Here is a 24761-nt window from a genome sequence, read left to right on the forward strand (position 1 = left end):
GAACGTTTAAAGTGCTGCCAAGGCCGCTTCGTAGTTGGGTTCGTCTGCAATTTCGGCCACTTGTTCGGTGTAGACCACATTGCCGGCTTCGTCGATTACCACTACCGCCCTGGAGTGCAATCCGCTGAGTTTGCCGTCGATCATCTCGAGTCCGTAATCCTTGCCGAATTGACCGGTCTTGAAATCAGAAAGCGGCATCACATCGTCGAGACCTTCGGCACCGCAGAAACGCTTCATCGCAAAAGGCAGATCGCGTGCGATGCAGAGCACTTTGGTATTGGCAAGACCCGATGCTTTTTCGTTGAATTTGCGTGTGGATGTCGCGCAGGTATTGGTGTCGATACTCGGAAAAATGTTGAGGATCAGTTTGCTGCCTGCAAAATCAGCCATTGATACGGTTGATAAATCGGTTGCCACCAGTTCGAAATTGGGTGCCTTGGTATTGTTTTTTGGCAATTCGCCGCTGGTGTGGATTGGGTTTCCCCCTAAAGTGATTGTGGCCATGATGTGATTTTTGATAAGCCCCAAAAATAGGAAATTTAATTGACGTAGAAAAGTGCCTGAGCGCCTGAGTAACTGAGTGGCTGAGATTTTTTAAAAAATCGCCATTGTGAGACCGCGTGAAGGATGGGAGCAAGCTACCGTGTAGCGCATACAGCCTGACGGCGGCCCCAATAATTTGATTTTCACACCGAATGTCAACCGCTGGCACGCCCAAAAATCGAAACTACTTTTTTTGATGCTTGAGTTTGAAATTGTAGACTTCTAGCAAACGCAGGATTTGGTGCGCCTGTTCATGGCCTTTGACACGCAAGACCAATTTTTGTTTTCCCCAAGGTTCTTTTTTGCTGTTTTTGCGGAAGGCCACAACGATATTGAGATAGGCGTCGGTGTCGTTGCGCTCGTTGACCGGATGAAACTCGTAGACCCGTGAGAAATCGAACAGGAAACCAAAAAAATCCAATTTTTCGCCTTTGTAGATGTTCATCCGGATGTAGTCGTCTTCGTAAACAGGTTTGTAGCGCAGTTTGTTTGAATCGACTTCATAGCAATATGTTCCGATCATGTCCAACAGTTTGGCTTTGAGTGCATCGGGCGGCATCGCTTTTTCGGCATCGGTGAAGAAATTTTCAACGGTACCGTTGGCGTATTTAATTTCGGAAACATCGGCCTTTGCCATTTGCTGTAGCTTGTCTTTGCGTTCTGTATTTTTGAAATGAATCGAATCGGTGCTTTTGGAAACAATTTCTGCGCGAAAACGTTTACCTGCAAATGTAATGATCGAATCCTGTGCGGACGAACTTGCGAAAACAAGCAATAACAAAAGGCAAAGTCTGTTCATGGTTCTGAATTTTAGGCAAGATATAAATTTTAGGGAATAAAAAAAGCCTCCGAAAATCAGAGGCTTTTTTGGGTATTTGTTTGGAAATCGCTATCTGTGCGGATTCAGTTTTTGTCGATCGAGCCCAGTACGCGTTGCATAAAGGCGTTGAGCGCTTCTTTCTTGTCGGTTCCCGATTGTACCATTTTGTGTACTTCGAGCGCGCCGTACATATTGGAAATAAGTTCGCCGATGACGTCGAGTTCTTCATCTTTGAGCGATGGCACTTCGGTGAGCGCCTCGAGGACTTCGATCGTTTCGATCAGGTAGTCCTGGTCGTTTTCCTCGATGAATTGGGTGAGGTGTTTGATTACGGGGAGTTTCATTTTGGATTTTTATTCCGCTGCGCTCCATACAATTCGGCTGCGCCTCGGGTCAGATTATCGGATTTTCAGATCGTCAGATTTTCGGATTGTCTGAAGCCGCAGACGCGTCTGAAAATCTATTAAACAATTTCGGCTACCAATTCGTTCAACACTTCGGCTTTGTTGGTTTGCGTTTCATTTTTGAGTACGCCGCCCACGAAAGTGGCGAACGTGGGTAAATTGGAAACATTGGCGAGCTTGCGCGATTCGGGATACAATTCGGCATCGACAATCGCGAAAGTGATGTTTTCATTTTCGGTGGCCAATTTCTTGAACTTCGGTTTCATGATGCGGCAATTGCCACACCACGATGCCGAATATTGCACGACTACTTTTTCGTTGTTTTCGACGAGTTGCTGGAGCGTGTCGTCGGTAAGTTCGATGAGCATATTTTCTTTTGGATTTTTATTCCGCTGCGCTCCATACAATTGCTTCGCCAGTTCGCTAATGCTCGTGTCGGCTACGCCTCGGGTTAGATTATCGGATTGCCAGATCATCAGATTCTGAAAATCCGATAATCTGACAATCTGAAAAATCAGATTTTAGTTATTGAGGTAATTCGCCACCCCTTCACGCGTAGCAAACATCGCTTCCTTGCCTTCTTCCCAGTTGGCAGGACAAACTTCGCCTTTGGTTTGTACGTGGGTATAGGCATCGATCAAACGCAAATATTCGTTCACGTTTCTGCCGAGTGGCATATCGTTGACACTTTCGTGGAAGATTTTTCCGGTCTCGTCAATGAGGTAAGTCGCGCGGTAGGTCACGTTCGATCCTTTCGAGGATCACTGAATCGGTTTCTTCGCTGTAAGAAGTCGATTCAATATCCAGGATGCCAAGGATATTCGACAGGTTTCTGTTGGTGTCAGCCAAAAGCGGGTAAGTCACGCCTTCGATTCCTCCGTTGTTTTTTGGCGTATTGAGCCAAGCAAAGTGCACTTCATTGGTGTCGCAAGACGCGCCAATCACAATCGTGTTTCTGTTGTTGAATTCCGGAAGCGCCGCTTGGAACGCGTGCAATTCGGTCGGGCAAACGAAAGTGAAATCTTTCGGGTACCAGAACAACAGTACTTTTTTGTTGTTGTTGACTGCTTCTTTCGAAGATGTTGATTTTAAGGTTGTCGCCCATTTCAGAGATGGCGTCAACGGCAATGCTTGGGAATTTTTTACCTACTAATGACATAAAGTGTATGGTTTTTAAAAGTTATTTTTCGATGGGGCAAAAATAGGTTGAATGCCGAGGATTCAGCAATCAGAAATGATTATAAATTTTAATTTTAAAATAGTATTTCACTATTCTTGCTGATAATCTGACAATTGAACAGCCGATTGGGGTACAAATTATAGGATTCTCAGAATTTTAAATTATTATTTCGCAAATCCCATTTTTAATTTTGGTTTTATATATTTGTTTGCCGCCAAAACCACGGCGGATTTTCTAAACAAACTACTTCAAGACATGAGTTTATTCCGAAAAAAATCTGTACACGATATATTAAAACAGGTAGAAAAAAATGAACTCGATGGCCATGCTGCACTCGGCAAGCATTTGACCGCACGCGATTTGACCGCATTCGGGATTGCCGCGATTATCGGTGCCGGAATTTTCAGCACGATAGGCAAGGCGAGTGCCGACGGCGGACCGGCCGTGATTTTCCTGTTCCTGTTTACCGCATTGGCTTGCGGATTTGCGGCTTTCGCTTACGCCGAATTTGCCTCGATGGTACCGGTTTCTGGAAGTGCCTATACTTATTCCTACGTGGCTTTCGGCGAAATCATCGCTTGGATCATCGGCTGGGCGCTCATCATGGAATACGCGATCGGCAACATCACCGTGGCGATTTCGTGGAGCGATTATTTTACCGGGCTGCTCGAAAGTGGCGGACTCCATTTGCCGCAATGGGTACAGATGGATTACCTCACGGCATCGAACGGATTCAGGGATGCCACCGCGCTCATGCAGGGCGGAAAGACTTTTGAAAATCTAGATGCCGGATTGCAAACGGCTTACACAGCCTGGACGACCGCGCCAACATTGGGCTCGTTTCATTTTGTCGCCGATTTACCTGCCTTGTTTATCATCATCTTGATTACCACTTTGGTTTATCGCGGGATGAAAGAATCAAGGAATGCGAGTAATTTGATGGTCGTCGTGAAGCTTTGTATTATCCTGTTGGTGATTGCGGTTGGGATTTTTTATGTTGATACGACGAATTGGAACCCGTTTGCACCGAATGGCGTGGCGGGCGTTCTCAAAGGCGTTTCGGCGGTGTTCTTTGCCTACATCGGTTTCGATGCGATTTCGACCACAGCCGAGGAATGCAAAAATCCGCAGCGCGATTTGCCCAAGGGCATGATGTGGGCCATTATCATCTGTACCATTTTGTACGTCATCATTGCTTTGGTGTTGACCGGTATGGTGCGTTATGAAGAACTTAATGTAGGTGATCCATTGGCCTTTGTTTTCGAAAAACTCGACCTTAAATGGATGTCCGGGATTATCGCCGTAAGTGCCGTGGTGGCCATGGCGAGTGTCTTGCTGGTGTTCCAAATGGGACAACCCAGAATCTGGATGAGCATGAGCCGCGATGGACTGTTGCCGAAGCGCTATTCGCGCGTTCACCCGAAATTCAAGACGCCATCTTACGCTACAATTGTCACTGGATTTGTCGTTGCGGTTCCGGCTTTGTTCCTGAACCTGACCATGGTCACCGATTTGTGCAGCATCGGGACGTTGTTTGCATTCGTACTCGTTTGCGCCGGGGTTTTGGTATTGCAGAACAAGAAGGACATTCCGCGTGGGAAATTCAAGACACCTTATATCAATTCCAAATTCATTTTCCCATTGCTGATTGTGGCCGGATTGGTTTTCGCGTTTACCTACAACAAACAGGCGACGATGGATTTCCTGACCAATGAAAAGCAAATCAATTCTCCCGAAACGATTGTGACGTCATTGAGTGAAGTCGAAACAAAAACGGTCTACGACTTCCTCGTCACCAAAAGTACTGCCGAACACAAAACCGTCGATTTGGAAGCGTTGCTCAGTGAATTCAACCAGGATGAAGCGTTGTACAAAAGTACCGTTGACAGTTTGCCTATTGCCGAAAACCTCAAATACGAAAGCGGTTTCAACCTGTTCAAGCACAAAATCCCGATGTGGATTTTCTTTGTGGTCTTGGTCGGATTGGCTTTTTGGTCGATCAAGGAAAACCTGTCGCTGATCCCGTTGCTCGGGCTGGTTTGCTGTTTGTACATGATGGCCGAGCTCAGCGTGTGGAACTGGATTTATTTCACGGTTTGGCTGCTCGTCGGATTGTCGATTTACTTCGGTTTCAGTAGGAAAAACAGCAAACTCAATACGCAGCAATAACAAGTGTAGAAATAAAAAAAAGTCCGTCTGAATCTTCAAACGGACTTTTTTATTTGCAATAGGTCTCTTTACAGTTTGATGAACTTTTGCGTTAGCTGTCCATTTTCTGTGGTGACTTTCAAGAAATAAGTACCGGCTGCTAATCGGGAAACATCGATCGATGAAGCGGGTTCCGGGTTGATGACCTTTTGCCCGAGACTGTTGAAAACGACAATGGTTTCGATGGTATTCCCATTGGCCTCTATCGTCAATCGGTCTTTCGTCGGGTTCGGATAAACCACCACTTCTTTCGAATGGTTGAACCCCGTGGTCGACATCACGACTTCGGTGAGGCAATCCTCGCCGGTGTATACCGTAACGTTTCCGGTGGTGTTGTAATCGGTAATGAATACGCTGTATTCCTCAGATTCGTTGTCGTCGATGCAGATGCTTGTCAGCAAGGGCACTTCGGCAATCACAAAGGCAATGTCCGATGAACTTCCATCCGAAACGCTGATCGCCCCGTTCTTGAGGTTGATCGAAGTCAGGTTGGGGTTGAACGCACATTTGAGGTAACGGATGCCCGTGTTGCTGCAATCGATTTGCGAAACCAAAGTGTTGCCGATGTACAGCAGGTCAAGGTTGGCATGACCGCTGAGGTCGATTTCCGAAATGGCATTCGAACTGATGTCGAATTGCTCCAGCCCCGGAAGCGGCGAGAGGTCAAAACTCGTGAACAGATTGTTTCCAAATCCAAGAATACGAAGACCGGCCAATCCGTTTAAATCGATAGACGAGAGCAAATTGTTGAAAGCGCTTACTTCACGCAAGGCCGATAAATCGTGTATTTCCAACGAAGTGAGTTGGTTCGAATCGCATTTGAGCGTTTCCAGCGCAGGAAGCATCGTCGCATCGAGTTGGCCCAGGTTGCTTTGTGAAACATTGAGCACGCGCAACAGCGGAAGCCCATCGAGCGGCATCGAAGCGATGTTGTTGCTGTCGCAGCGCACCATTTCCAACTGCGCCAATCCTGAAAAATCGATCGAAGTCAGGTCGTTGTGGTGGCAGTTGAGCTCGAGCAGGTCGGGCATCATCGTGACATCGAGCGACACCAAGTCGTTGCCGTTGCAGCTCAGGCGTTGCAGGTTCGTGAAATATTGCAGCCCTTCAATCGATTGCAGGTTGCCGGCAGTGGTCATGATGCTCGTATCGACCTTGAGCCCTTTGACGGCGAGCGCTTCGGTGAGCTGGATTTCGCCGTCTTCATTGGTATCGACTTTACTCGTATAAGAATCCGATGGCACCCCGTCTACAAAAGAAGCGCAATTGGTATTGAGCAGTTTGTTTTTGAAATTGACATCGGGAATGTTGACAATCGACGGCAGGCATGAATCGGTCACACTGACGCCGGGCTGCCCTGCCAAAGCCTGTTCGATGACCGAAATTTCGTTCGTGTCGCCGCAAATATTGGCCAGCATTGGCGTATTGCTGAAGTTGAACGACTGGACCGGCAACGGAAATTCGTCGAGTTCAAAAGGCGAATCGACGCTGTTTTTTAGATTCACCGAAGTCAAATCCGGATTGTTGTCACAATGCAACAGCCACGCGATACTGCTGCTCAGGTCAATTTCAACAAGATTGTTGTAGCTCAAATAGACGCGTTCCAACGCCTCGTTATTGCCAAATTGAACCGTGGTGAGCAGGTTGTTGTCGGCGCCCAATCGGATCAGGTTTTCCAGATTCGAGAAATCGAGTGCAGTCAATTCGTTGCTGCCGCAATACAAATATTTAAGATTGGTAAGGCCGTCGAGCTGCAATTCGGTAAGGTGATTGAAATTGCATTCGAGGTACTCGAGGTTGGTCGATCCTTGTACGTCTAACGTGGCCAATTCGTTGCCCGCGCAATCCAATCGGTCGAGATTCACCAGTGCACTGACATCGAGGTTCGTCAACAGGTTGTTCCTTAAATTGAGTTTGCGCAGGTTCGTGAAATAAGAAATTCCAGTCACATCGGTAATCCCTAACGAACTGGAACTGCGTGCGCTGTGGCCGTTTTGTTGAAAGGCCGGTCTCGGCGGCGGCGGGGTAGTGTAAAACAGCCAGTAGACGGCCAGGGCTTCGGCTTCGGAAATTTCGCCATCCGAATCGGCATCGATTTTCATGCTGTCGTTGTTGATGTCTTTGGCGAGGTTGTTCGTTACATCGGCTTCGAGCAATTTGGCCTTGAAAACCGGATCGGGGAAATTGATGTTCTGCGCGGCAGCATGAAAACCGGTCAGCCATACCGCAGCAAAAAGTAGTTGTTTGGTCATATCTTATTGTTTTAGAAACTTTTGGGACGTTTGTCCCTTAGCGGTAACTAAAGTAATAAAATAAATGCCAGTTTTAAGTTGTGATACGTCTATTTTTTTAACACTTTTGTTTGGGGTTAAAACCTTTTGTCCCAAATTGTTGGCAATAGAAATTAAAAGGATTTCTGTATTGGGCGCATCGATGTTCAATTCCTCATTGACGGGGTTGGGATACACATTGAAAATGGCCCCGTTGTTGAAATTCTGGGTGCCCAAATTGGTTACGGTGGTCATCGCGGTATTGGTCTGTATCGGATAATTGAAATCGAAGAAAATCTCGGCCTGGTTCTTAATCACGCTGCCCATACCTACACTGGCGGTGGGTTTGATGCGGTAGGCAAGGTAGCCCTTGCTCGCTTCTTCATTTTCGGCCATGCTGGGAAGATTGATGTTGTTGAATGTAAATTCGAGTGCCCTGCCGTTTAGCGTAGTCCCGAAATCGTGGCTGCCCCCAATGATTTCAAAAGTATCAGGATCTAGGTTGTCTTCCAGTAGGTTACGGACCAATACTTTCTCGGCTGCGGCCGAACCGATGTTCTGGAACCGAATCGTGTAGTGCAGGAAATCGTCGGTCTGATCCGGTGTGATGAATGGTCCTTCGGAAACCATGATGTCGTTCGGATCTATCGAAACTACTGCTGTTGTGTACACCGCAGAACTGTTGTCGGGCGGAAAATAATCGCCAGCCACGGGAGAAATGAGTACGCTGAGCAAAAAGCTATCCCCAAAATTGACCGGAAATTGCGGGTCAGTCGGGGTGTTGATGTTGAAATAAGCATACACCTGACGGGTTTCAAACGGCATCAAGTTGCTGTAATTCCAGCTAATCGTATTGCCCGATACGCTATAATTGATGTTGTCCACCGCGTGGAAATGGTTTGACGGAAAAGTCATCGTGAGCGTCCCCGAAACGGGTTGCGATCCGGTGTTCTGGTAAATGATGGTTTTGGTTCCGGTGCTGCCGGCTACCACATTGGAGGCAACAATATAAGCCTGCAGGTTGGGTTGCAAGGTATTGGGAGAAAGACAGAAATCAACGGTCTCCGTATTTCCAAATTCGGTGAAAACATAATTGTGGCTTATCGGCGAAATGTTATATAGGCTGGCATTGGTGACGCTGGCCGTCAAGTTACCGCCTAAAAGGTAAGAATGGTAGGCGTACCTTCCTTGGTTATCGGTAAAAACAGAATAGGTTCCTTCGGTATCTGCCACCGTGATGCGGGCGTGTTTGATCGGATTGGTATTGCTGCTGCAATCGGTGCCGGTCGTGTATTTTACTTCGCCCGTTACCCCATTGACCGGGCCAATGGATACATCGTCCAGGAGCCAACGGTCGCCACTGGTGGCAGCGCCGGGCTGCGTGTGTTTCTTGATGAAAGCAATGTAGGCGGTTCCCGAAAAATCTTCGAGCGAAACCATTTTGAGTTCATAAGTGAGATCCGCGGGGCTGATCGTGGTTTCACTCCAGGACGCAATGGGTACAAAACTGCTTTGGTCGGTCTGGGAAGTGGTGGATAGCCTTATTTCATAAATGGTCCCCGTGTCGCCCACCAACGTTTGTCGGCTGAAAAAGGAAAGCATATTGTTTTCGGTAATATTGATTGCGGGGGTCACGAGCCATTCCTCAGAGGTATTCCCGAGACCGATATTCTCCCGGTTGGCAAAAGCACAATTTGTTCCGGTATGGGCAGGGAAAGGAATGCCGGGCATGACGTCCCAGTCTATCGCAGAAGTGGGAATATTGTTATCGGTCACGAGCCATCCAGCCGGTGGAAAAACTGCGCCTTCAAATCCTTCGGAGAACGATTGGGCCTTGACAGAAAAGCAACACATCAAAACAGCAATAGACAAGTAAATTTTTTTCATGGGTTGATTAGTTCGCGTAAATATAAAAAAAATCCACCCGGGGTGTACGTCCCGGGCAGATTCCTAAATGAAGTTAAAGAGAGGTTCATTCATACCGTTATAACAGTTTGAAACTCCGTAACCCTAACTGTATTTTTTAAAATTTTGGATTTAAGAATCCTTCTGGAGCGATTGCCTTGTCCGGTCGGTTTTGGGTCGATTGGACTTTGGATAAAATCGCCTCCAAAATAGGCAGCATCTGGTTGAGTCCTTGCGTCTTGATCAAGAAATTCCAGACCGGCTCGAATTTTTTCCAGCCGCCGGTATAAAAGAAATGCTTGAGTTTGTGTTTGTCCGATTCGTGTTTGAGACTCGCCAAAACGATGTTCTTCCAACTGTAGAATTCCTTGTACGCCCAATCGTAACCATCCTTGAGTTGCTCGGCGCTCAGGTTTTTGGTTTGGTAGACCACATTCCGCGTATCGTATAAATCCCAATTGTGGTGCAAGATCCGGCCCTGGCTTTCCATGTCCTTGAACAGTTTCGTCCCCGGATAAGGCGTCAATACATGGTAGGTCGCCGTGGTGATGGCATTCTCCACGCCCCAATCGACGGTGCGTTTGAAAACATCCGGATCGTCCTCATCCAAGCCAAATACAAAACTGCCATTGATCATGATGCCCAACGAATGCAACCGATTGACGGCCTTGATGTAATCTTTCTCGAGGTTTTGCTTTTTGTTGCTTTGCACCAGATTGGCAGGTGAAAAGGTTTCGAATCCTACAAACACACTGCGCAATCCCGCATCGGCCGCTTTTTCGATCAGGTTGCCGCGCAGGATCGAATCGACGGTCGCCGCACCCTGGAACACGCGGTTCATGCCTTTCATGCCTTCGAACAATTCCGCGGCGAACTTGGCATTGCCAAGCAGGTGGTCGTCGAGGAAGTACAAATGTTTGCCTGGAAGCCGATCGATTTCGGCCAACGCATCATCGACTACTTGCGTATAAAATGTCTTGCCGCCCTCGAAAAAAGCATCCTTGTAGCAAAAATCGCAATGGTGCGGGCAGCCGCGCGTCACTACAATCGAATTCGGCACCAGATAGCGGTTGCGTTTGATCAGGTCGCGCCGGATCGGTGGAATTTTCTCCAACGTACGCACGGCCGAAAAATACCGTTTCTTGGGCGACTTGTTCCTGAAATCGCGCAGGAATTCGGGAAAAGTTTCTTCACCCGGCCCGAGGAAAATGCTGTCGGCATGTGCGGCGGCTTCTTCGGGGAGCGAGGTCACGTGCAATCCGCCCAGGATTACATAACTGCCGATGCTGCGGTAGTGGTCGGCGATTTTATAGGCGCGGTAGGCATTGGTGATGTAGACCTGGATGACCACCAAATCCGGGCGGTCATCGAGGTTCAGTTTTTCCACATGCTGGTCCTGCAAATCGATTTCATCATCAGGCGATAAGTAGGCCGCAAGCGTCGCCAATCCAAGCGGTGGGAACAGCGAATACTTGATTGGGCGCCAGAACGGGTTTTCGGCTTCTGCCAATGCGGGCAGGATCATTTTGACTTTCATGGTTCAGTTTCAGGATTTGTTCCAGTCGATTTTTCTCGAGAAATACATCACCGCCGCCAGGATCAGGAACAGGCCGATGCTTCCGAAAAGAAGCGCGAAATCTTCGAGTTGGATGATGACATAAATAAACGTGTACAAAACCGAAAGCGAAGCCGCGATGAACAGCGGAAATTTATAGTTCTTTAGGATCGACACCGAATAGAGCGAAATCAGCAGCACGACCGAAGTGCCCGCGATCAGGTAAGCCTGCCCAAAACTGCTGTGCTCGGTAATCGAAATGAGCAGGGTGTAAAACATCACGAGCGCGAGCCCGATCATCGTGTACTGGAAAATGTGGATGCGCACCTTGCTGATGACCTGGATCAGGAAGAAAATGAGGAACGTCAGCCCGATGACCAGGAAACCGTATTTGGCCGCACGGTCGTTCTGTTGGTATTGGTTGACCGGGATGATGAAATCGACTCCAAACGCATATTGCGCCAAATTGGGCAAGACCTCAAATGCCTGCTGTCCGAACGCACGGTTCAGGTGCAGTACTTTCCAGTCGGCCGAAAAACCTTGGTCGGTGATCTTCTTGGTTGCATCGCCCGGCAGGAAATTTCCGGTGAAACTCGGGGAGGGCCAGTTCGAAGTCATGTGTGCCTCTGTCGTTTTGCCGATCGGGACGATCTTGATCTGTTGGCTGCCGTTGTAAACGATGTCGAACTTGAATGGCAGGTTTCCGGTATTTTTGAGCACCGATGCGTCAAAGAAGCCCGTTTCGAGTGCCTGGATCGAATCGTTTTCGGAGTTGTACACGGGCTCGAAGGTGTGCATTTTTCCGCCGAGGTTGATCTTGACTTCGTTGCGGATGCTCTTGAGGTTGGTCGTTTGGATCAGGATCGTGGCCTTGCCCCATTCGATATCGGTATCGGCGATGTTTTTCGGACTGAAATCAGGCGCGCCGTAATGGCCGCTAAAAGCCATGTTTGCGGTGAAAACAGTTGATTCGTAGGTGCTGCGGTTCAGCGTCGTCGTCGTGACCTTGGATTGGTTCTTGAGCGTTTCCGGGAAAAAATAGGCATAATCGGTCACAAAGGATTTCTGTGTCGTGGCGACCTTTGTCTTTTCGTCCACGGTGACTATTTCCGAAAAGGCTTTGTAGGGCACTTTGACGATCGGGCCGTAGAAATACACACTTTCGCCCCATTTCCCAGAGGTTTCAGAGATGACTTCTTTTTGGCGTTGCGAGCGTTCCTCGATCAGGTTCTGTACGAACAAGAGCGGGATCAAAAGCGCAAAAGTCAATAATCCCACCATGATCAGGCGGGCGGTGTTCGATTGAAAAAAACCAACGTGGTTTGGAGTTTCAGGTGTTTCCATAAAATTGAATTTTAGATAAAGAAATGATTAACGAGTAAAAAGAGGTATAATAAAACGATTGGGATATTCGCGAGCAGGATCAGTATTTTGATGGCCAAATAGCTGCGCAAAGAAGGCATGGTAATAAATTCATAAAGCAATTGAACCAACACGACGCCATTGGCAAACAGACAAAACAGCACATAGAAAAACCCGACCATATACAGCGCAGCGACATCCGGTGAAATGGAAACAAGCAGCAGCAAAAAAGTGCCGAATGCAAACGACAGAAAGGCAAGCCGTGTCGAGAATTCGCCTGTTTGGGTTAGTTGTGACATGGCTCGGATTTTTGTTGGTCGGTGTGGATGCTGAAAAAGACGAAGGCCAGGAGGAAGAACAATCCGTATCCCAACGAAAAGCCGATGCTCCGCAGATCGAAGAACAATGGAAAGATGTCCGATACCAAGGCGATTGGATCGCTCACGATGTCCCAACTGTTGTAGCGCAAATACCGCCCGAGGTAAATCCCAAAGCCCGAAAGTATCGTGCATCCGAATACCATTAACCAGGAGGGGAAGAAACCGAAGACGTGGTGCCAAAACTGCCGCATCGCCTGCATCGAAACAAACCCGAGCACAATGCCGTTCCAAGCGAATGACATCAAAAGCAATACATCAAACCATTCGGGCATGCCGGTTTCACGTTTGAAATGGAGGAAGTCGGTGATGATGTAGGGCGCATTGGGCAGGAACAGCAACCACAGTGCCGTGAACAGCAACAAAGGTATTTTTCGTTGGGCCAGTGGCTGGTTTTCGCTCAAATACCAACTCACGAGATAGGGGACAGCCGCCAGCACGAGGTTCCAGATCAGGAATCCGTAGTAAAGGCTTTCGGTGACGGCCATGCGGAAAGCCAGCAAAGCAAGGTTGAAGACGGCCAGCGCAATCAGGCTGGCATCTTTGGGATGGGTTTTGGAATAGGAGAGAATCATAATTTATAATTTAAAGTACTTTGTTTTTCAAAGTTAATGGGTAAAAAAAATCAGTTTTTGGCGATCAGTTTTTCAAGCGCCTCGATGTGGTCGCGGAACGCCTGTTTGCCTTCTTTGGTCGCGATGTAACTCGTGTTGGGTTTCTTCCCGATGAATTGCTTTTCGATCTTGATGTAATTTTCGGCCTCGAGCGCCTTGGTATGACTCGCGAGATTGCCGTCGGTCACACCAAGGAGTTCCTTGAGCGTGGTGAAATCGGCCGATTCGTTGACCATCAAAATGCTCATGATGCCCAGCCTGATGCGGTGGTCAAATGCCTTGTTGATATTTTGGATGATGTTTTTCAAGTCTTATTTTTCAAGGTCAAAGATAGGATTCCAAAGAATGGTATTCAAACTTGGGCTGCTTTAATTGCGGTCGTATTTAAAATACATGATGCTGCCATAAATGATGTGGCATACCCCAAAACCGAGTGCCCAAAATTCAAGCGCATAGCCAGAAAATTCCGTCGCGATCAACCCGAGGATGACTACCGTAATGCCGAGGTAGCGCACATCGCGCAGGGTGTATTTGCTTGCATTCACACAAGCTAGTCCGTAAAAAATCAAGGTTACCGGCGCGATGAGTCCGTAAACTTCGTGGCGCAACAAAAGGATCGAGAAAATGCCGCCGGTGGCCAGCGGGATCAGGAAATTGACCGCCATCCGTTTGGAGGTGCTGTTCCAGGTGGTTTCGCCTTGTTTGCGTGCCTTGAAATGCGAAAGCACCACGGCGGTCAGCACCGAAAGAACCAGTACCACAAAGGCCGTCAGCACCATCAGTTTGAACGTCCTGCTTTCCAAAGTGACATAATAATAATCGTTGGCGGCCAACAGCCTTTGGCCGATACAGGCACCAATTAAAGCATATACGCCAGCCAGCACACCCGATAAGCCGCTCAGCGAAATGAACTGGCTCGAACGGTTCATCATGTTCTTGATGTCGCTGATGTCCTGAAGGTAATTCTTTTCTTCCATGATTAAAGTACTTTGAATTACAAAGTAAATAAAAAATGTTTTTGAAAACCAAACTTTTTTTAAAATTTTACCGCAAAGGGCAAAGATTTTTTCGCAAAGTATGCAAAGGGTTGTGTCATTTTGTTGCCAGGGCTGCTCTGAGGCAGATTTATCGATCGGTCACAAAGACAATACGAAATAAATTCTTAGACTTCATTTCTTTGCGGAAAACTTTGCGCACTTTGCGGTTTATCTTTAATTTTGTGCAACAAAAAATTAAAACCAACACCATGAGTTCATTTGACGTTGTCGTTATAGGTTCAGGTCCGGGCGGTTATGTTGCCGCGATCCGCTGTGCCCAGCTCGGTTTCAAGACCGCAATCATTGAGAAATATGCAACCCTTGGCGGAACCTGCCTCAACGTAGGCTGCATCCCGTCGAAAGCCTTGCTCGATTCGTCGCACCATTACCACGATGCGGTGTCGCATTTCACCGAGCACGGGATTGAAATTTCAGGCGACATCAAAATGAACATCGAACAGATGATTGCGCGCAAGGCGTCGGTTGTAGACCAAAACGTGAGCGGGATCAAATACTTGATGGACAAGAATAAAATCACCGTTTTCGAAGGCGTAGGTTCTTTTCGAAGACGCCACACACATCAAAATCACCGGCAAATCCAACGAGACGATCGAGGCGAAATACACCATCATCGCTACGGGTTCGAAACCATCGACTTTGCCGTTCATCACCATCGACAAGGAACGCATCATCACCTCGACCGAAGCCTTGAAACTCAAGGAAATCCCGAAACACCTGATCGTCATTGGCGGCGGTGTCATCGGATTGGAATTGGGGCAGGTTTATTTGAGACTGGGCGCTCAGGTTTCTGTCGTAGAATACCTCGACAGGATCATCCCGGGAATGGATGCCGGTTTGTCCAAAGAACTGACCAAGGTTTTGAAAAAGCAAGGCATGAAGTTCTACACTTCGCACAAAGTCAAGTCTGTTGAAAATAAAAAGGGCGTCGTCACGGTGCAGGCCGACAACGCCAAAGGCGAAACCATTACTTTAGAAGGCGATTACTCGCTCGTTTCGGTCGGCCGTCGCCCATACACGGACGGACTCGCCGCCGATAAAGCCGGCGTAAAGGTTACCGAGCGTGGCATGATCGAAGTCAACGACCATTTGCAAACCAATGTGCCGAACATCTACGCGATCGGAGATGTAGTCCGCGGCGCGATGCTTGCCCACAAAGCCGAAGAAGAAGGCGTGATGGTAGCCGAAATCCTGGCCGGACAAAAGCCGCACATCGATTACAACCTGATTCCGGGCGTCGTGTACACTTGGCCTGAAGTCGCTGCCGTCGGTAAAACCGAGGAACAGCTCAAGGAAGCCGGCGTCGAATACAAAGCGGGCAGTTTCCCGATGAAAGCGCTCGGCCGTTCGCGCGCCAGCGGCGACACCGACGGTTTTGTCAAGATTCTCGCCGATGCGAAAACCGATGAGGTTTTGGGCGTCCACATGATCGGAGCCCGTGTAGCCGACTTGATCGCCGAAGCCGTGACCGCTATGGAATTCAAGGCTTCCGCTGAAGATATCGCCCGCATGTCACACGCTCACCCGACCTATGCCGAGGCCGTCAAGGAAGCGGCTTTGGATGCGACGGAGAAGCGTTCTATTCATATGTAAAGATTATCAGATTGTCAGATTTTCAGGCAATCAGATTTTAATAAAAAAAGCCCGGTCGTTGGATCGGGCTTTTTGTTTTTAGGAGCTGGATCCGGCTGTCCGCTTTTATCTTTTTCTCCGCAAGCTGCAAAAAAGGATAACCGCTACCATCCGGGCTAGGACAGTTGGATTATTATCGACATTGGTTAAAAAATCGCCGGTTTCTTCTTATTCAAATACCTTCTGAAAAAGAAAATACCGATTCCCGCAATCAAAACCACCGACCACAATTGCACCACGAACGCAATCAAGCGTTCCAGGATAAACCAGCCGTTTTTGAGTCCGTCCCAAATCTCCAACCCGAAATTGCCATAATCGCCACCGGTACTCGCAATGGCGACCATTTCCGAACGCACGCTTTCATTCTGGTACATCGCCAGCGTAATCGTACTGAAATTGACCTGGTCCTGCAACGAAAGGTTCTGGATCGCCGCCTGGTCGCTGTCTTCATTTTTGCCGAGTAGATTGCCTTCCGCATCGGTAATCTGGCTGAGTTTGCGGCCTTTGTGGTCAATGCTGTTGGCCAGTCGGTTGTTGTGGTTGGCGTTTCGTTGTTGCGTCAATTGGTTCGCGAGCATTTGCAAAGCCACATCGTCGGCCTTGATCACGCGGTAATCGAGGTATTGGATTTCCTTGGCGATGGCCTTGACGACCGTATCGAGCGATCGGTTCGGGATGCGCAAGGTGAGGTTGTTTTCCACGAGATACCGGCTCGTTTTGCGCAAGGAATCCGAACTCACTTTGGTTTGCTTGGTTTCCAGGACATGGCTCTGTAGGTTGTTGTTGGTGATCAATCCGCCGTAACGGTTCACGGTACTTTCGATCGCATAGGTCGATTGGGCGACGTCCTTGACCTTGAACTTGATGTCGGCCGTGCGAATGAGTTTGCGTTCGGGAACTTTGGTTTTGGAAGCATTGGTGACGAATTTGGCTTCGGAGGATTCGTCGGCAGAAGCGACGGCTGCCGCTTCGGTCGTGGCTGTCTCCTCGGCTGGAGCTTCGCCTTGTTTGCAAGAATAGGCCAGTGCAATGAGCAATACGGCCACGCCAATTTTTGGAATTGTTTTCATAAATTCATTTTTAATGGTTAATGCTAAGGTTAATAGAAGGTAGTTTTGTGCAATAGCCAATGAATTTTAGAAGGTTACGGTTTTTCGGCCTACTAATAACTGTGCCAAAATTTTTGGGTTTGGTTTTGCGCCGCAATTTTGTTGTAATTTTGGAATCGTAAAATAAGATTTTGAGAACGACGACCCATAAAAATATCCCCGATGTCCAGCGGTTTAAAATGCAATTGCTGAATTGGGCTGCGTCGTTCCGCGAAGTGACTTTCCTCGACAGCAATGCCTATCCACAGCGGTATTCGTCCTGCGATTGTTTATTGGCCATTGACGCCTTTACCTCGCTGCAGACCGATTTTGCCAACGCATTCGAAGATTTGAAACAGTACCAGCAAAACACCAAGGATTGGCTGTTCGGGTATTTGGCGTATGACCTAAAGAACGATACCGAAGCCTTGTTTTCGCGCAATTTCGACGGGCTCGGTTTCCCCGAACTGTATTTCTTCCAACCCAAGAAAATCTACAAGCTCCAAGGAAACGAACTCGAAATTTCCTATCTGAGGATGTGCGATGATGAAATCGAATCGGATTTCTGGGCCATCACCCAAATGGTGCAGCCAGAACCCGAAGCCTCTAAGCCCGTGGCGATAGAACAGCGTATTTCCAGGGAAAGTTACCTCTCCAAGGTGGGCCAGATGCTCCAGCACATCCACCGTGGCGATATTTACGAGGCCAATTTCTGTATGGAATTCTTCGCCGAAAATGCCGAAATCAGCCCGGTTGAAACCTATCAGAAACTCAATGCCATTTCACAGCCGCCGTTTGCGGTCTATTTCCGCAACCACAAGCAATTCCTGTTGTCTGCGTCGCCCGAGCGTTATTTGAGGAAACAATCCGATACCGTCATTTCGCAACCCATCAAGGGAACCGCCAAAAGAAGCCAGGATCCTAATGAAGACCAAGCCATCAAAAACCAGTTGCTCGCCTCCGAAAAGGAACGCTCCGAAAACATCATGATTGTCGACCTGGTGCGCAACGATCTCTCGCGTACGGCCACCAAAGGTTCGGTCAAGGTCGAGGAATTGTGCGGTGCGTATTCGTTCAGGCAAGTCCACCATCTGGTTTCAACCGTCGTTTCAAAAGTGGAGCCTCAAATCGCTGCAACAGAAATAATTAAAGATTCATTTCCGATGGGAAGCATGACGGGTGCGCCCAAAATTTCGGCCATGGAAATCATCGAGAAACTCGAGGAAACCAAACGCGGATTGTACAGCGGCGCAGTCGGTTATTTTACACCAGAGGGCGATTTTGATTTCAACGTCGTCATCCGCAGCATCCTGTACAACGAAGAAAAAAAATACCTTTCCTTTTCGGTCGGCAGCGCCATCACCGCAGAAGCCATTCCCGAAAAAGAATACGAAGAATGCCTGCTCAAGGCCAAAGCCATGTTCGAAGTCCTGCAATAAACCACCCCAATGAGAAAACTTACTATTTTACTGTCAATGCTTTTGCTTGCCACCGGCTGCAGTTCGGTCAAAACCAAAAACACCACGGTATTTGCCGACCCTTCAAGAAAAATCGCAATCGTACGCATCGTCGCCGAAAAGGACAGCATCAATCACAATGGCAATAAGACAGGCGATTTCGTCTTGCGCGAGGACTTCAATGTCACTGCCGCAAACATGCACCTCAAGATCGACAAAGTGGCCCGTTCGCAGGGAGCCAATCTTGTGGTGGTGCGCAACATCGGCTGGAACAAGAAAGGCAGCGGTTTTTATGCAGAAGGAACTTTGTACCATGTGTCCGGAACCATTCCCGAACCCAAGGAAGAACCATGCGCATTGGTGTTCATGCGCGACCACCGCGAGGCTTATGCGGTTTCGTCGTTCCCGATCAGTATCGCGGTCAACAACCGCAATTATGGCGAGATCAAGCGTGACCATAGTTTTATGGCGGGGCTTAAGGATTGCAATGAGAAAGCCGATGTGTACATCAATAACGAACAGCAATCCATAGATTTGAAGGGCATGACACGCTATTTCAGTGTGCTCAATGCCTCCGAAACCATGGTTCTTCCGGCCCCTGGCGGCCTTTTGGTATTGTATTCAAGAAGCAAGGTCAATCTCGTCGAGATCGAAGACGGACTGATCGGCCGGTTGATTTACCGCCAGATGGAAAATTGACGGTTGGCCCAACGGTCAAAAAATGGTATATTAGCGCTTGCTTAAACCCATCAAATGCTTTCCGATTTTACGGCTCATCTCAACCAAAACTGGTCGTTCCTGCAAGGGAAAAAGTTGCTGCTTGCGGTAAGCGGCGGCATCGACAGCATGGTCATGGTAGATATGTTCCGAAAGTTGTCTTACGATATGGGCCTCGCGCACTGCAATTTCCAGTTGCGTGGTGAAGAAAGCACAGCCGAACAGCGATTTGTACAAAGTTTCGCGACACATCATGGCATTCCGGTTTTTACCACCGCTTTCGAAACCCAGCAATTTGCCGAAGATTTTAAGCTATCCGTTCAACAGGCCGCACGTGAATTGCGTTACCGTTGGTTCGGGGAATTGCTCGAGCGCGAACACTACGATTTCCTGCTGACGGCGCACCAGGCCGACGACAACCTCGAAACCTTCCTGATCAATCTTTCGCGGGGTACCGGCATCGAAGGCTTGACAGGTATCCCGAGGCAGAACGGTAAAATTATCCGCCCCTTGCTCGATTTTTCAAGAGAAGCCATCGAAATGTATGCGAAGGCCAACCAACTCGAATGGCGCGAAGACAGCAGCAATGCCTCCGACAAATATTTGCGCAACAAGATCCGCCATGAACTGGTTCCGGTGCTCAAGGCGCTCAATCCGCAATTCCTTGCGGTTTTCGGCAAGACACAGGGCCATCTGCAACAAACCCAAACGATGGCCGAAGACGCCGCGATTCTCGTGTACCAACAAGTCGCACAACAGGCCAATGGCGAAATCCATTTCAACACCGCCAAACTCAAGAAACTGCCCAATTACCGTTCGTACCTGTACCAATGGCTGCGCGAATATGGTTTTACGGCCTGGGATGATGTTTACGGATTGGCCGAAAGCCAGTCAGGGAAGCAGATTCTGGCACCACAGTACCGGCTCATCCGCAACCGCGACTTTTTGATTTTGAGTCGGCAGCGGGAGCAGAATGAGCCTGAAATTTTTCACATCGAACAAGGACAAAAAGAAGTTAATTTTCCCATAAAAATGTCATTTTGTGCCGTCGATCACCTCTCAGGGGAAAAGAATAATGTTATATTTGTCGACGCTGAAAAATTGCAATTTCCCCTCGTTTTGAGGCGATGGGAACAAGGCGATGTGTTCCAGCCCTTCGGGATGAACGGCCAGTCGAAAAAAGTAGGCAAATTTTTCAAGGACGAAAAATTGTCACTGACGCAAAAGGAGCAAACCTGGCTTTTGTGTTCGGGCGGTGAGATTGTCTGGATGGTGGGCCTGCGTGCCGATGAGCGATTTAAAGTACAAACAACAACCAACCAAATATTGAAGATTACAGTAACCTAAAATGAGAAAACTACTTTTCCAGCTTCTTGCCTTCTTGGCATTTGGCAACACCCAAGCCCAAATCCTCGAGCCGGTCAAATGGACTTCCCGGGTCGAGAAAGTTTCCGATACCGAATTCAACCTTGTCATGGAGGGTAAAATCGACCCCGATTGGCACGTCTATTCGCAATTCACACCCGATGGCGGCCCGCTGCCGATCGAACTCAAATACCTCGAGCAGCAAGGCAATTATACGCTCGTCGGCAAAACGACCGAAAGCAAATACGAAAAGAAATTCAACGATGTTTTTGGCGTGGACGAATACTTTTTCTCAAAGAAATTCTGGCTCAAGCAAAAGGTCAAAATCACCAATCCGGGCCTCGCAAAGATCCAAGCCAAGATCGATTACCAGGTGTGCAAGGAAAGTTGCATCAACGGCAATTACACTTTTACTTTTGTAATTCCCAAACTGACCACGCCTACGACTACCGCCGCAGCCGAAGCAGCAGAAACAGCCAAGACGAATCCGGTTCTTGAAGATACGATTGCTGTTGCCACGGCAGTCGATCCGGTAAGTGACGCACATCCCAACGTTCAGCCGGCCAGCAGCGAAGTAAAGGCACCCGAAGAAAAAGAACAAAAAAGCATCTGGCTCATTTTCCTCGGGACAATCGCGGCAGGAATCCTCGCGACGTTCACACCTTGTATTTTCCCGATGATCCCGATGACGGTGAGTTTCTTCCTCAAGCAATCGGGCAACAAAGCGCGCGGGCGTTTCAATGCCATTTTCTATGGCGCGTGTATCGTGACAATCTGTGTGTTGATTACGTTGCCGTTCCACATCATCGAAGGCATCAGTGGCGAAGTGTTTGCCGATATTTCGACCAACGTTTACATCAACCTGTTCTTTTTCCTGATTTTTGCCATTTTCGCGATTTCGTTTTTCGGGGCGTTCGAAATCACGTTGCCGAGCCGTTTCGCCAATAAGGCCGACAGTGCATCGAATTCGGGCGGACTCATCGGCATCTTTTTTATGGCGCTGACACTGATCATTGTGTCGTTTTCTTGTGTCGGTCCGGCGCTCGGACTCGTGCTCGGAACGGCGCTCAATTCAGATGGCGGCGCGACAATCTTGTCGATTGCATTTTTGGGCTTCGGGCTCGGGATGGCGTTGCCGTTCATGTTCTTCGCTTTGGCGCCGAGCCTGCTCAGCAATTTGCCCAAATCGGGAGGATGGCTCAATACGGTCAAGGTGGTTTTCGGATTCATCGAGTTGGCCTTGGCCTTTAAATTCTTGTCGAATGCCGATCTCGTCTTGCAGTTGCACTTGCTCGAAAGGGAAGTGTTCCTCGCGATCTGGATCGCCATTTTTGCGGCCTTGTCGTTGTATCTTTTCGGAAAACTCAAGATGCCGCACGACAGCGACTTGCCGTTCATTTCGGTAGGCCGGATGTTGCTCGGGGTGTTGTCGTTGTCTTTTACGATCTATCTGGTTCCGGGACTTTGGGGTGCGCCGCTCAAACTGATCAGTGCGTTTCCGCCACCGCCGAATTACAGTGAAAGTCCATTGGGCTTTGGTGGTGCGGGTGCCGTTTCGATTTCGGAAACATTGCCTGAAGGCGCGAATTATGGCCCGCATAAAATTATTTCTTTTGAAGATTATGCCGAAGGAATGGCTTATGCGAAGCAAGTCGGCAAACCGGCCTTTATCGATTTCACCGGTCGCGCGTGCCAGAATTGCCGCTTGACCGAAAACAATGTGTGGTCAGATGAACGCATCTTGAAAATGCTCCAAAATGATGTCGTACTGATTTCACTGTTTTGCGACGAACGGACGCCTTTGCCCGAAAACAAACAATACATTTCGAAACTAACCGGTTCGAAGATTGAAACCATAGGCGAGAAGTGGAGCGAGTTCCAGCGCGAACGCTACGGATCGAACGCACGGCCTTATTATGTATTGGTCGACCACGACGAGAAATCGCTCAACGAGCCCATCGGTTATACGCCCAATGTGGAAGAATACCACCAATGGCTCGCCGGCGGTATAGCCAAATTCAAAAAGTAACTGCAAAATCCCAACTGATCGGTTGGGATTTTTTATTTTTAAAAATATTTTGGAAAAAAAGTAGGGTCGGTCATTTTTGTGTTGTCTTAGACCTAAATAACAAAATCAACCAAAAATGAAAACAGTAAAACTATTGATGTGCCTATTGGTCGTTTCTGCGATCGGCTTTTATTCGTGTAATGATTCCGACCCGATCGAGAACAACACCCCAAGTACCCAACAAAGCGTGGCGCTGCGCACCGCGCTCAATGAATTCGAGCAAGCCAATGAAGATGGTTCGCGTCCGGCAGGACGTTCGGCTGTCAACCCGTTTTGTTTCGAGTTTGTCTATCCGCTGACGCTTTCCTACAACAATGGGACAACCGTTACGGTGGCTTCCTTTGGCGGATTACTTGAAATTGTGCTTAATGAAACGCCCAACCTTTACATTTCGGGAATCAGCTTTCCGTTTTATGTGGTGTACCAAGGCAACGTAACCGAAGTCAATTCGGAGCTGGCTTTTGTTTCTTTACTGGTCCAGTGCGGTTACAATACATTGGCCAACGACCTCGAACACAGCTATTGTTTCGATTTGGTTTTCCCGATTGAGGTCAGCCAAAACAACCAGATTTACCTCGTGCAGAATATGGAGCAGTTGGTAGCTGCATTGGCTTCGCCTAACGGTGCCGCCACGATCGTATTCCCGATCCAGGCCAATTACAATGGGCAAACCATGAGCATCGGCAATATTTATCAACTGTATGATTTGATTAATCTTTGCGACGACTGCGCCTGCAATTTGGAATATGCCCCGGTTTGCGTACAGACCACTACGGGAACACAAGAGTTTGGCAACATGTGTTTTGCGATGTGTGCCGGATACACCCAGAACGATTTGGTGCCTTGCAACGGCAATTCGCCATGCAGCATTACCGGCTTTACGGCTACAACCGGTACTTGCGACCCTGTCGGCGGAACGTATCAGGTAACGCTCAACTTCAATTATGTCAACCCGAGTTCGGATACCTTTGATGTCAGCATCAACGGAACTTCTTACGGGACGCATCCGCTGACTGCCTTGCCGATTACGTTCAATGTGCCTCAATCGATGGCGGCAGTTCCGGGCAGTTCTTGGGTAGTGATCACCGGAAGCAATTGCGTGGCCGATACCGGTTTTGCCATCCCGACCTGTAATTGCATCTGTACCACAGATTACGCACCGGTTTGTGTGCAGACCAACACGGGAATAGCGACGTTCTCGAATGCCTGCAACGCGTACTGCGCCGGTTTTACGCAGAATGATTTTGTGACCTGTCCGCCGGCCAATATGAATTTCGAACAGGCGCTCAGCACTTGTTTCACCATCCAATATCCGGTTGAAATCGTGCACCAGAACCAGGTGATCCTGGCCAACAACAACGGAACGGTATTGCAATACTGGTTCCCGAACCAAAGCCCGATCCCGAATTTCGGCTACCCGATTACAGTCACTTTTGGCAACCAGACCATTGGGGTGGGCAACCAGGAACAATTCCTGAACCTGATCAATACGCATTGCAATTAAAATAAATCCAGTTAGTTAATTAATACAAAAATTGGAATGACCAATTGCCACACGTTTTCCTGTAAGGCGTGTGGTAATGGGTTTTTATAAGCTTATGTCCGTCAAACAAGAATCTGCTGAACCGGTATTGTGCTCGGAACCGATATTCCGCTCGGTGTTTGAATCGCATTTCAAACTGCTGCGCAATTTCCTGGCCTTCAAGTTCAGGGATGTCGAAAGGGCAGAGGATACCGCGCAGAATGCCTTTGTGATTTTGTGGCAGAATTGTGCGGCGCTCCAACCCGAACAGGCCAAAAGCTTCTTGTTTACCACGGCCATCCGACTCTCGCTCAACGCCATCAAGCACGACAAAGTGGTGGCGCGGTTCGAATTGCAGTCCAAACCCGCATCCGTTCACCAGGAAACCCCCGAGTTTGTGTTGATGGAAACCGAAATTAAACGCCAACTCGAACAGGCCATTGCCAATTTGCCCGAGAAGCAGCGCGTCGTTTTCCTGATGCACCGTTTCGAAAACCAATCCTACGCCGGAATCGCCGAATTGCTCGGAATTTCGGTCAAGGCCGTCGAAAAAAGAATGCACCTGGCCTTGGTGGAGTTGCGAAAAGTAGTTCAAAATGTGTAGTTTTAATGTCCGATG

20 protein-coding genes and 2 pseudogenes are annotated in these 24761 nt (G+C 48.4%); 8 read left to right on the plus strand and 14 right to left on the minus strand.

Annotated elements, in window-relative coordinates; all coding sequences use genetic code 11:
• Positions 1-6: 6 nt before the first annotated feature.
• The 5 genes and pseudogenes from tpx to QM717_RS14390 all read right to left on the minus strand — a co-directional run bounded on the left by tpx (position 7) and on the right by QM717_RS14390 (position 2926).
• A complete protein-coding gene (gene tpx / locus QM717_RS14370; RefSeq protein ID WP_415038415.1) occupies positions 7-504 on the minus strand; it encodes a thiol peroxidase in 498 nt (165 codons plus the stop codon).
• A 223-nt stretch (positions 505-727) separates the two neighbouring features.
• Complete coding sequence (locus QM717_RS14375; protein ID WP_415038417.1) at positions 728-1342, minus strand: hypothetical protein; 615 nt, start codon at positions 1340-1342, stop codon at positions 728-730.
• 104 nt (positions 1343-1446) lie between these two features.
• On the minus strand, positions 1447-1707 hold the full coding sequence (locus QM717_RS14380; protein WP_415038418.1) for a DUF6952 family protein: 261 nt from the start codon (positions 1705-1707) through the stop codon (positions 1447-1449).
• Positions 1708-1826: 119 nt separating this feature from the next.
• Positions 1827-2135, minus strand: a complete 309-nt coding sequence (locus QM717_RS14385; protein WP_415038420.1) for a thioredoxin family protein — start codon at positions 2133-2135, stop codon at positions 1827-1829.
• 153 nt (positions 2136-2288) lie between these two features.
• Positions 2289-2926 (minus strand): annotated as a pseudogene (locus QM717_RS14390) (peroxiredoxin).
• Between the two features lie 276 nt (positions 2927-3202).
• On the opposite strand from QM717_RS14390, the gene QM717_RS14395 reads away from it, so the two are divergent.
• On the plus strand, positions 3203-5116 hold the full coding sequence (locus QM717_RS14395) for an amino acid permease (RefSeq protein ID WP_415038422.1): 1914 nt from the start codon (positions 3203-3205) through the stop codon (positions 5114-5116).
• Between the two features lie 68 nt (positions 5117-5184).
• Here the strand turns inward: QM717_RS14395 and QM717_RS14400 are convergent, their stop codons facing one another.
• From QM717_RS14400 to QM717_RS14435, 8 genes are all read right to left on the minus strand, one after another.
• Positions 5185-7407 carry a leucine-rich repeat domain-containing protein gene (locus QM717_RS14400; RefSeq protein WP_415038424.1) on the minus strand — a complete coding sequence of 741 codons (2223 nt, stop codon included), beginning with the start codon at positions 7405-7407 and terminating at the stop codon, positions 5185-5187.
• Between the two features lie 3 nt (positions 7408-7410).
• Positions 7411-9312, minus strand: coding sequence for a choice-of-anchor J domain-containing protein (locus QM717_RS14405; protein ID WP_415038426.1), 1902 nt, complete (start codon positions 9310-9312; stop codon positions 7411-7413).
• 136 nt (positions 9313-9448) lie between these two features.
• Positions 9449-10867: a B12-binding domain-containing radical SAM protein gene (locus QM717_RS14410; RefSeq protein ID WP_415038427.1), complete on the minus strand. Its 1419-nt coding sequence runs from the start codon at positions 10865-10867 to the stop codon at positions 9449-9451.
• A gap of 9 nt (positions 10868-10876) precedes the next feature.
• On the minus strand, positions 10877-12229 hold the full coding sequence (gene creD, locus QM717_RS14415) for a cell envelope integrity protein CreD (protein ID WP_415038429.1): 1353 nt from the start codon (positions 12227-12229) through the stop codon (positions 10877-10879).
• Positions 12230-12240: 11 nt separating this feature from the next.
• Positions 12241-12546 (minus strand): hypothetical protein, encoded by a 306-nt coding sequence (locus tag QM717_RS14420; protein ID WP_415038431.1) that lies wholly within the window; start codon positions 12544-12546, stop codon positions 12241-12243.
• On the minus strand, positions 12534-13199 hold the full coding sequence (locus tag QM717_RS14425) for a DUF1361 domain-containing protein (RefSeq protein ID WP_415038432.1): 666 nt from the start codon (positions 13197-13199) through the stop codon (positions 12534-12536). The genes QM717_RS14420 and QM717_RS14425 overlap by 13 nt, the downstream gene beginning before the upstream one ends.
• Positions 13200-13249: 50 nt before the next feature.
• On the minus strand, positions 13250-13546 hold the full coding sequence (locus QM717_RS14430; protein ID WP_415038434.1) for a winged helix-turn-helix domain-containing protein: 297 nt from the start codon (positions 13544-13546) through the stop codon (positions 13250-13252).
• A gap of 60 nt (positions 13547-13606) precedes the next feature.
• Complete coding sequence (locus QM717_RS14435) at positions 13607-14215, minus strand: hypothetical protein (RefSeq protein WP_415038436.1); 609 nt, start codon at positions 14213-14215, stop codon at positions 13607-13609.
• Positions 14216-14484: 269 nt separating this feature from the next.
• Here QM717_RS14435 and lpdA point away from each other — a divergent pair.
• Positions 14485-15886: pseudogene (gene lpdA, locus QM717_RS14440) on the plus strand (dihydrolipoyl dehydrogenase).
• 185 nt (positions 15887-16071) lie between these two features.
• Here lpdA and QM717_RS14445 read toward each other — a convergent pair.
• Positions 16072-16995, minus strand: a complete 924-nt coding sequence (locus QM717_RS14445) for a DUF4349 domain-containing protein (protein WP_415038438.1) — start codon at positions 16993-16995, stop codon at positions 16072-16074.
• 170 nt (positions 16996-17165) lie between these two features.
• Here QM717_RS14445 and QM717_RS14450 point away from each other — a divergent pair, with 170 nt between their 5' ends.
• The 6 genes from QM717_RS14450 to QM717_RS14475 all read left to right on the plus strand — a co-directional run bounded on the left by QM717_RS14450 (position 17166) and on the right by QM717_RS14475 (position 24746).
• Positions 17166-18452, plus strand: coding sequence for an anthranilate synthase component I family protein (locus tag QM717_RS14450; RefSeq protein WP_415038440.1), 1287 nt, complete (start codon positions 17166-17168; stop codon positions 18450-18452).
• Positions 18453-18461: 9 nt separating this feature from the next.
• On the plus strand, positions 18462-19169 hold the full coding sequence (locus QM717_RS14455; RefSeq protein ID WP_415038442.1) for a hypothetical protein: 708 nt from the start codon (positions 18462-18464) through the stop codon (positions 19167-19169).
• Between the two features lie 54 nt (positions 19170-19223).
• Entirely contained in the window at positions 19224-20534 is a 1311-nt protein-coding gene (gene tilS / locus QM717_RS14460) for a tRNA lysidine(34) synthetase TilS (protein WP_415038444.1), read from the plus strand.
• Between the two features lies 1 nt (position 20535).
• The gene (locus QM717_RS14465; RefSeq protein WP_415038446.1) at positions 20536-22581 is read left to right on the plus strand and encodes a cytochrome c biogenesis protein CcdA; all 2046 of its coding nucleotides are present in this window, start codon (positions 20536-20538) and stop codon (positions 22579-22581) included.
• A gap of 115 nt (positions 22582-22696) precedes the next feature.
• On the plus strand, positions 22697-24124 hold the full coding sequence (locus QM717_RS14470; RefSeq protein ID WP_415038448.1) for a hypothetical protein: 1428 nt from the start codon (positions 22697-22699) through the stop codon (positions 24122-24124).
• A 94-nt stretch (positions 24125-24218) separates the two neighbouring features.
• Positions 24219-24746: an RNA polymerase sigma factor gene (locus QM717_RS14475; protein WP_415038450.1), complete on the plus strand. Its 528-nt coding sequence runs from the start codon at positions 24219-24221 to the stop codon at positions 24744-24746.
• The last annotated feature ends 15 nt before the right edge of the window (positions 24747-24761 follow it).

Origin of the sequence: Flavobacterium sp., from assembly GCF_047602195.1 — a bacterium.
Lineage (GTDB): Bacteria > Bacteroidota > Bacteroidia > Flavobacteriales > Flavobacteriaceae > Flavobacterium.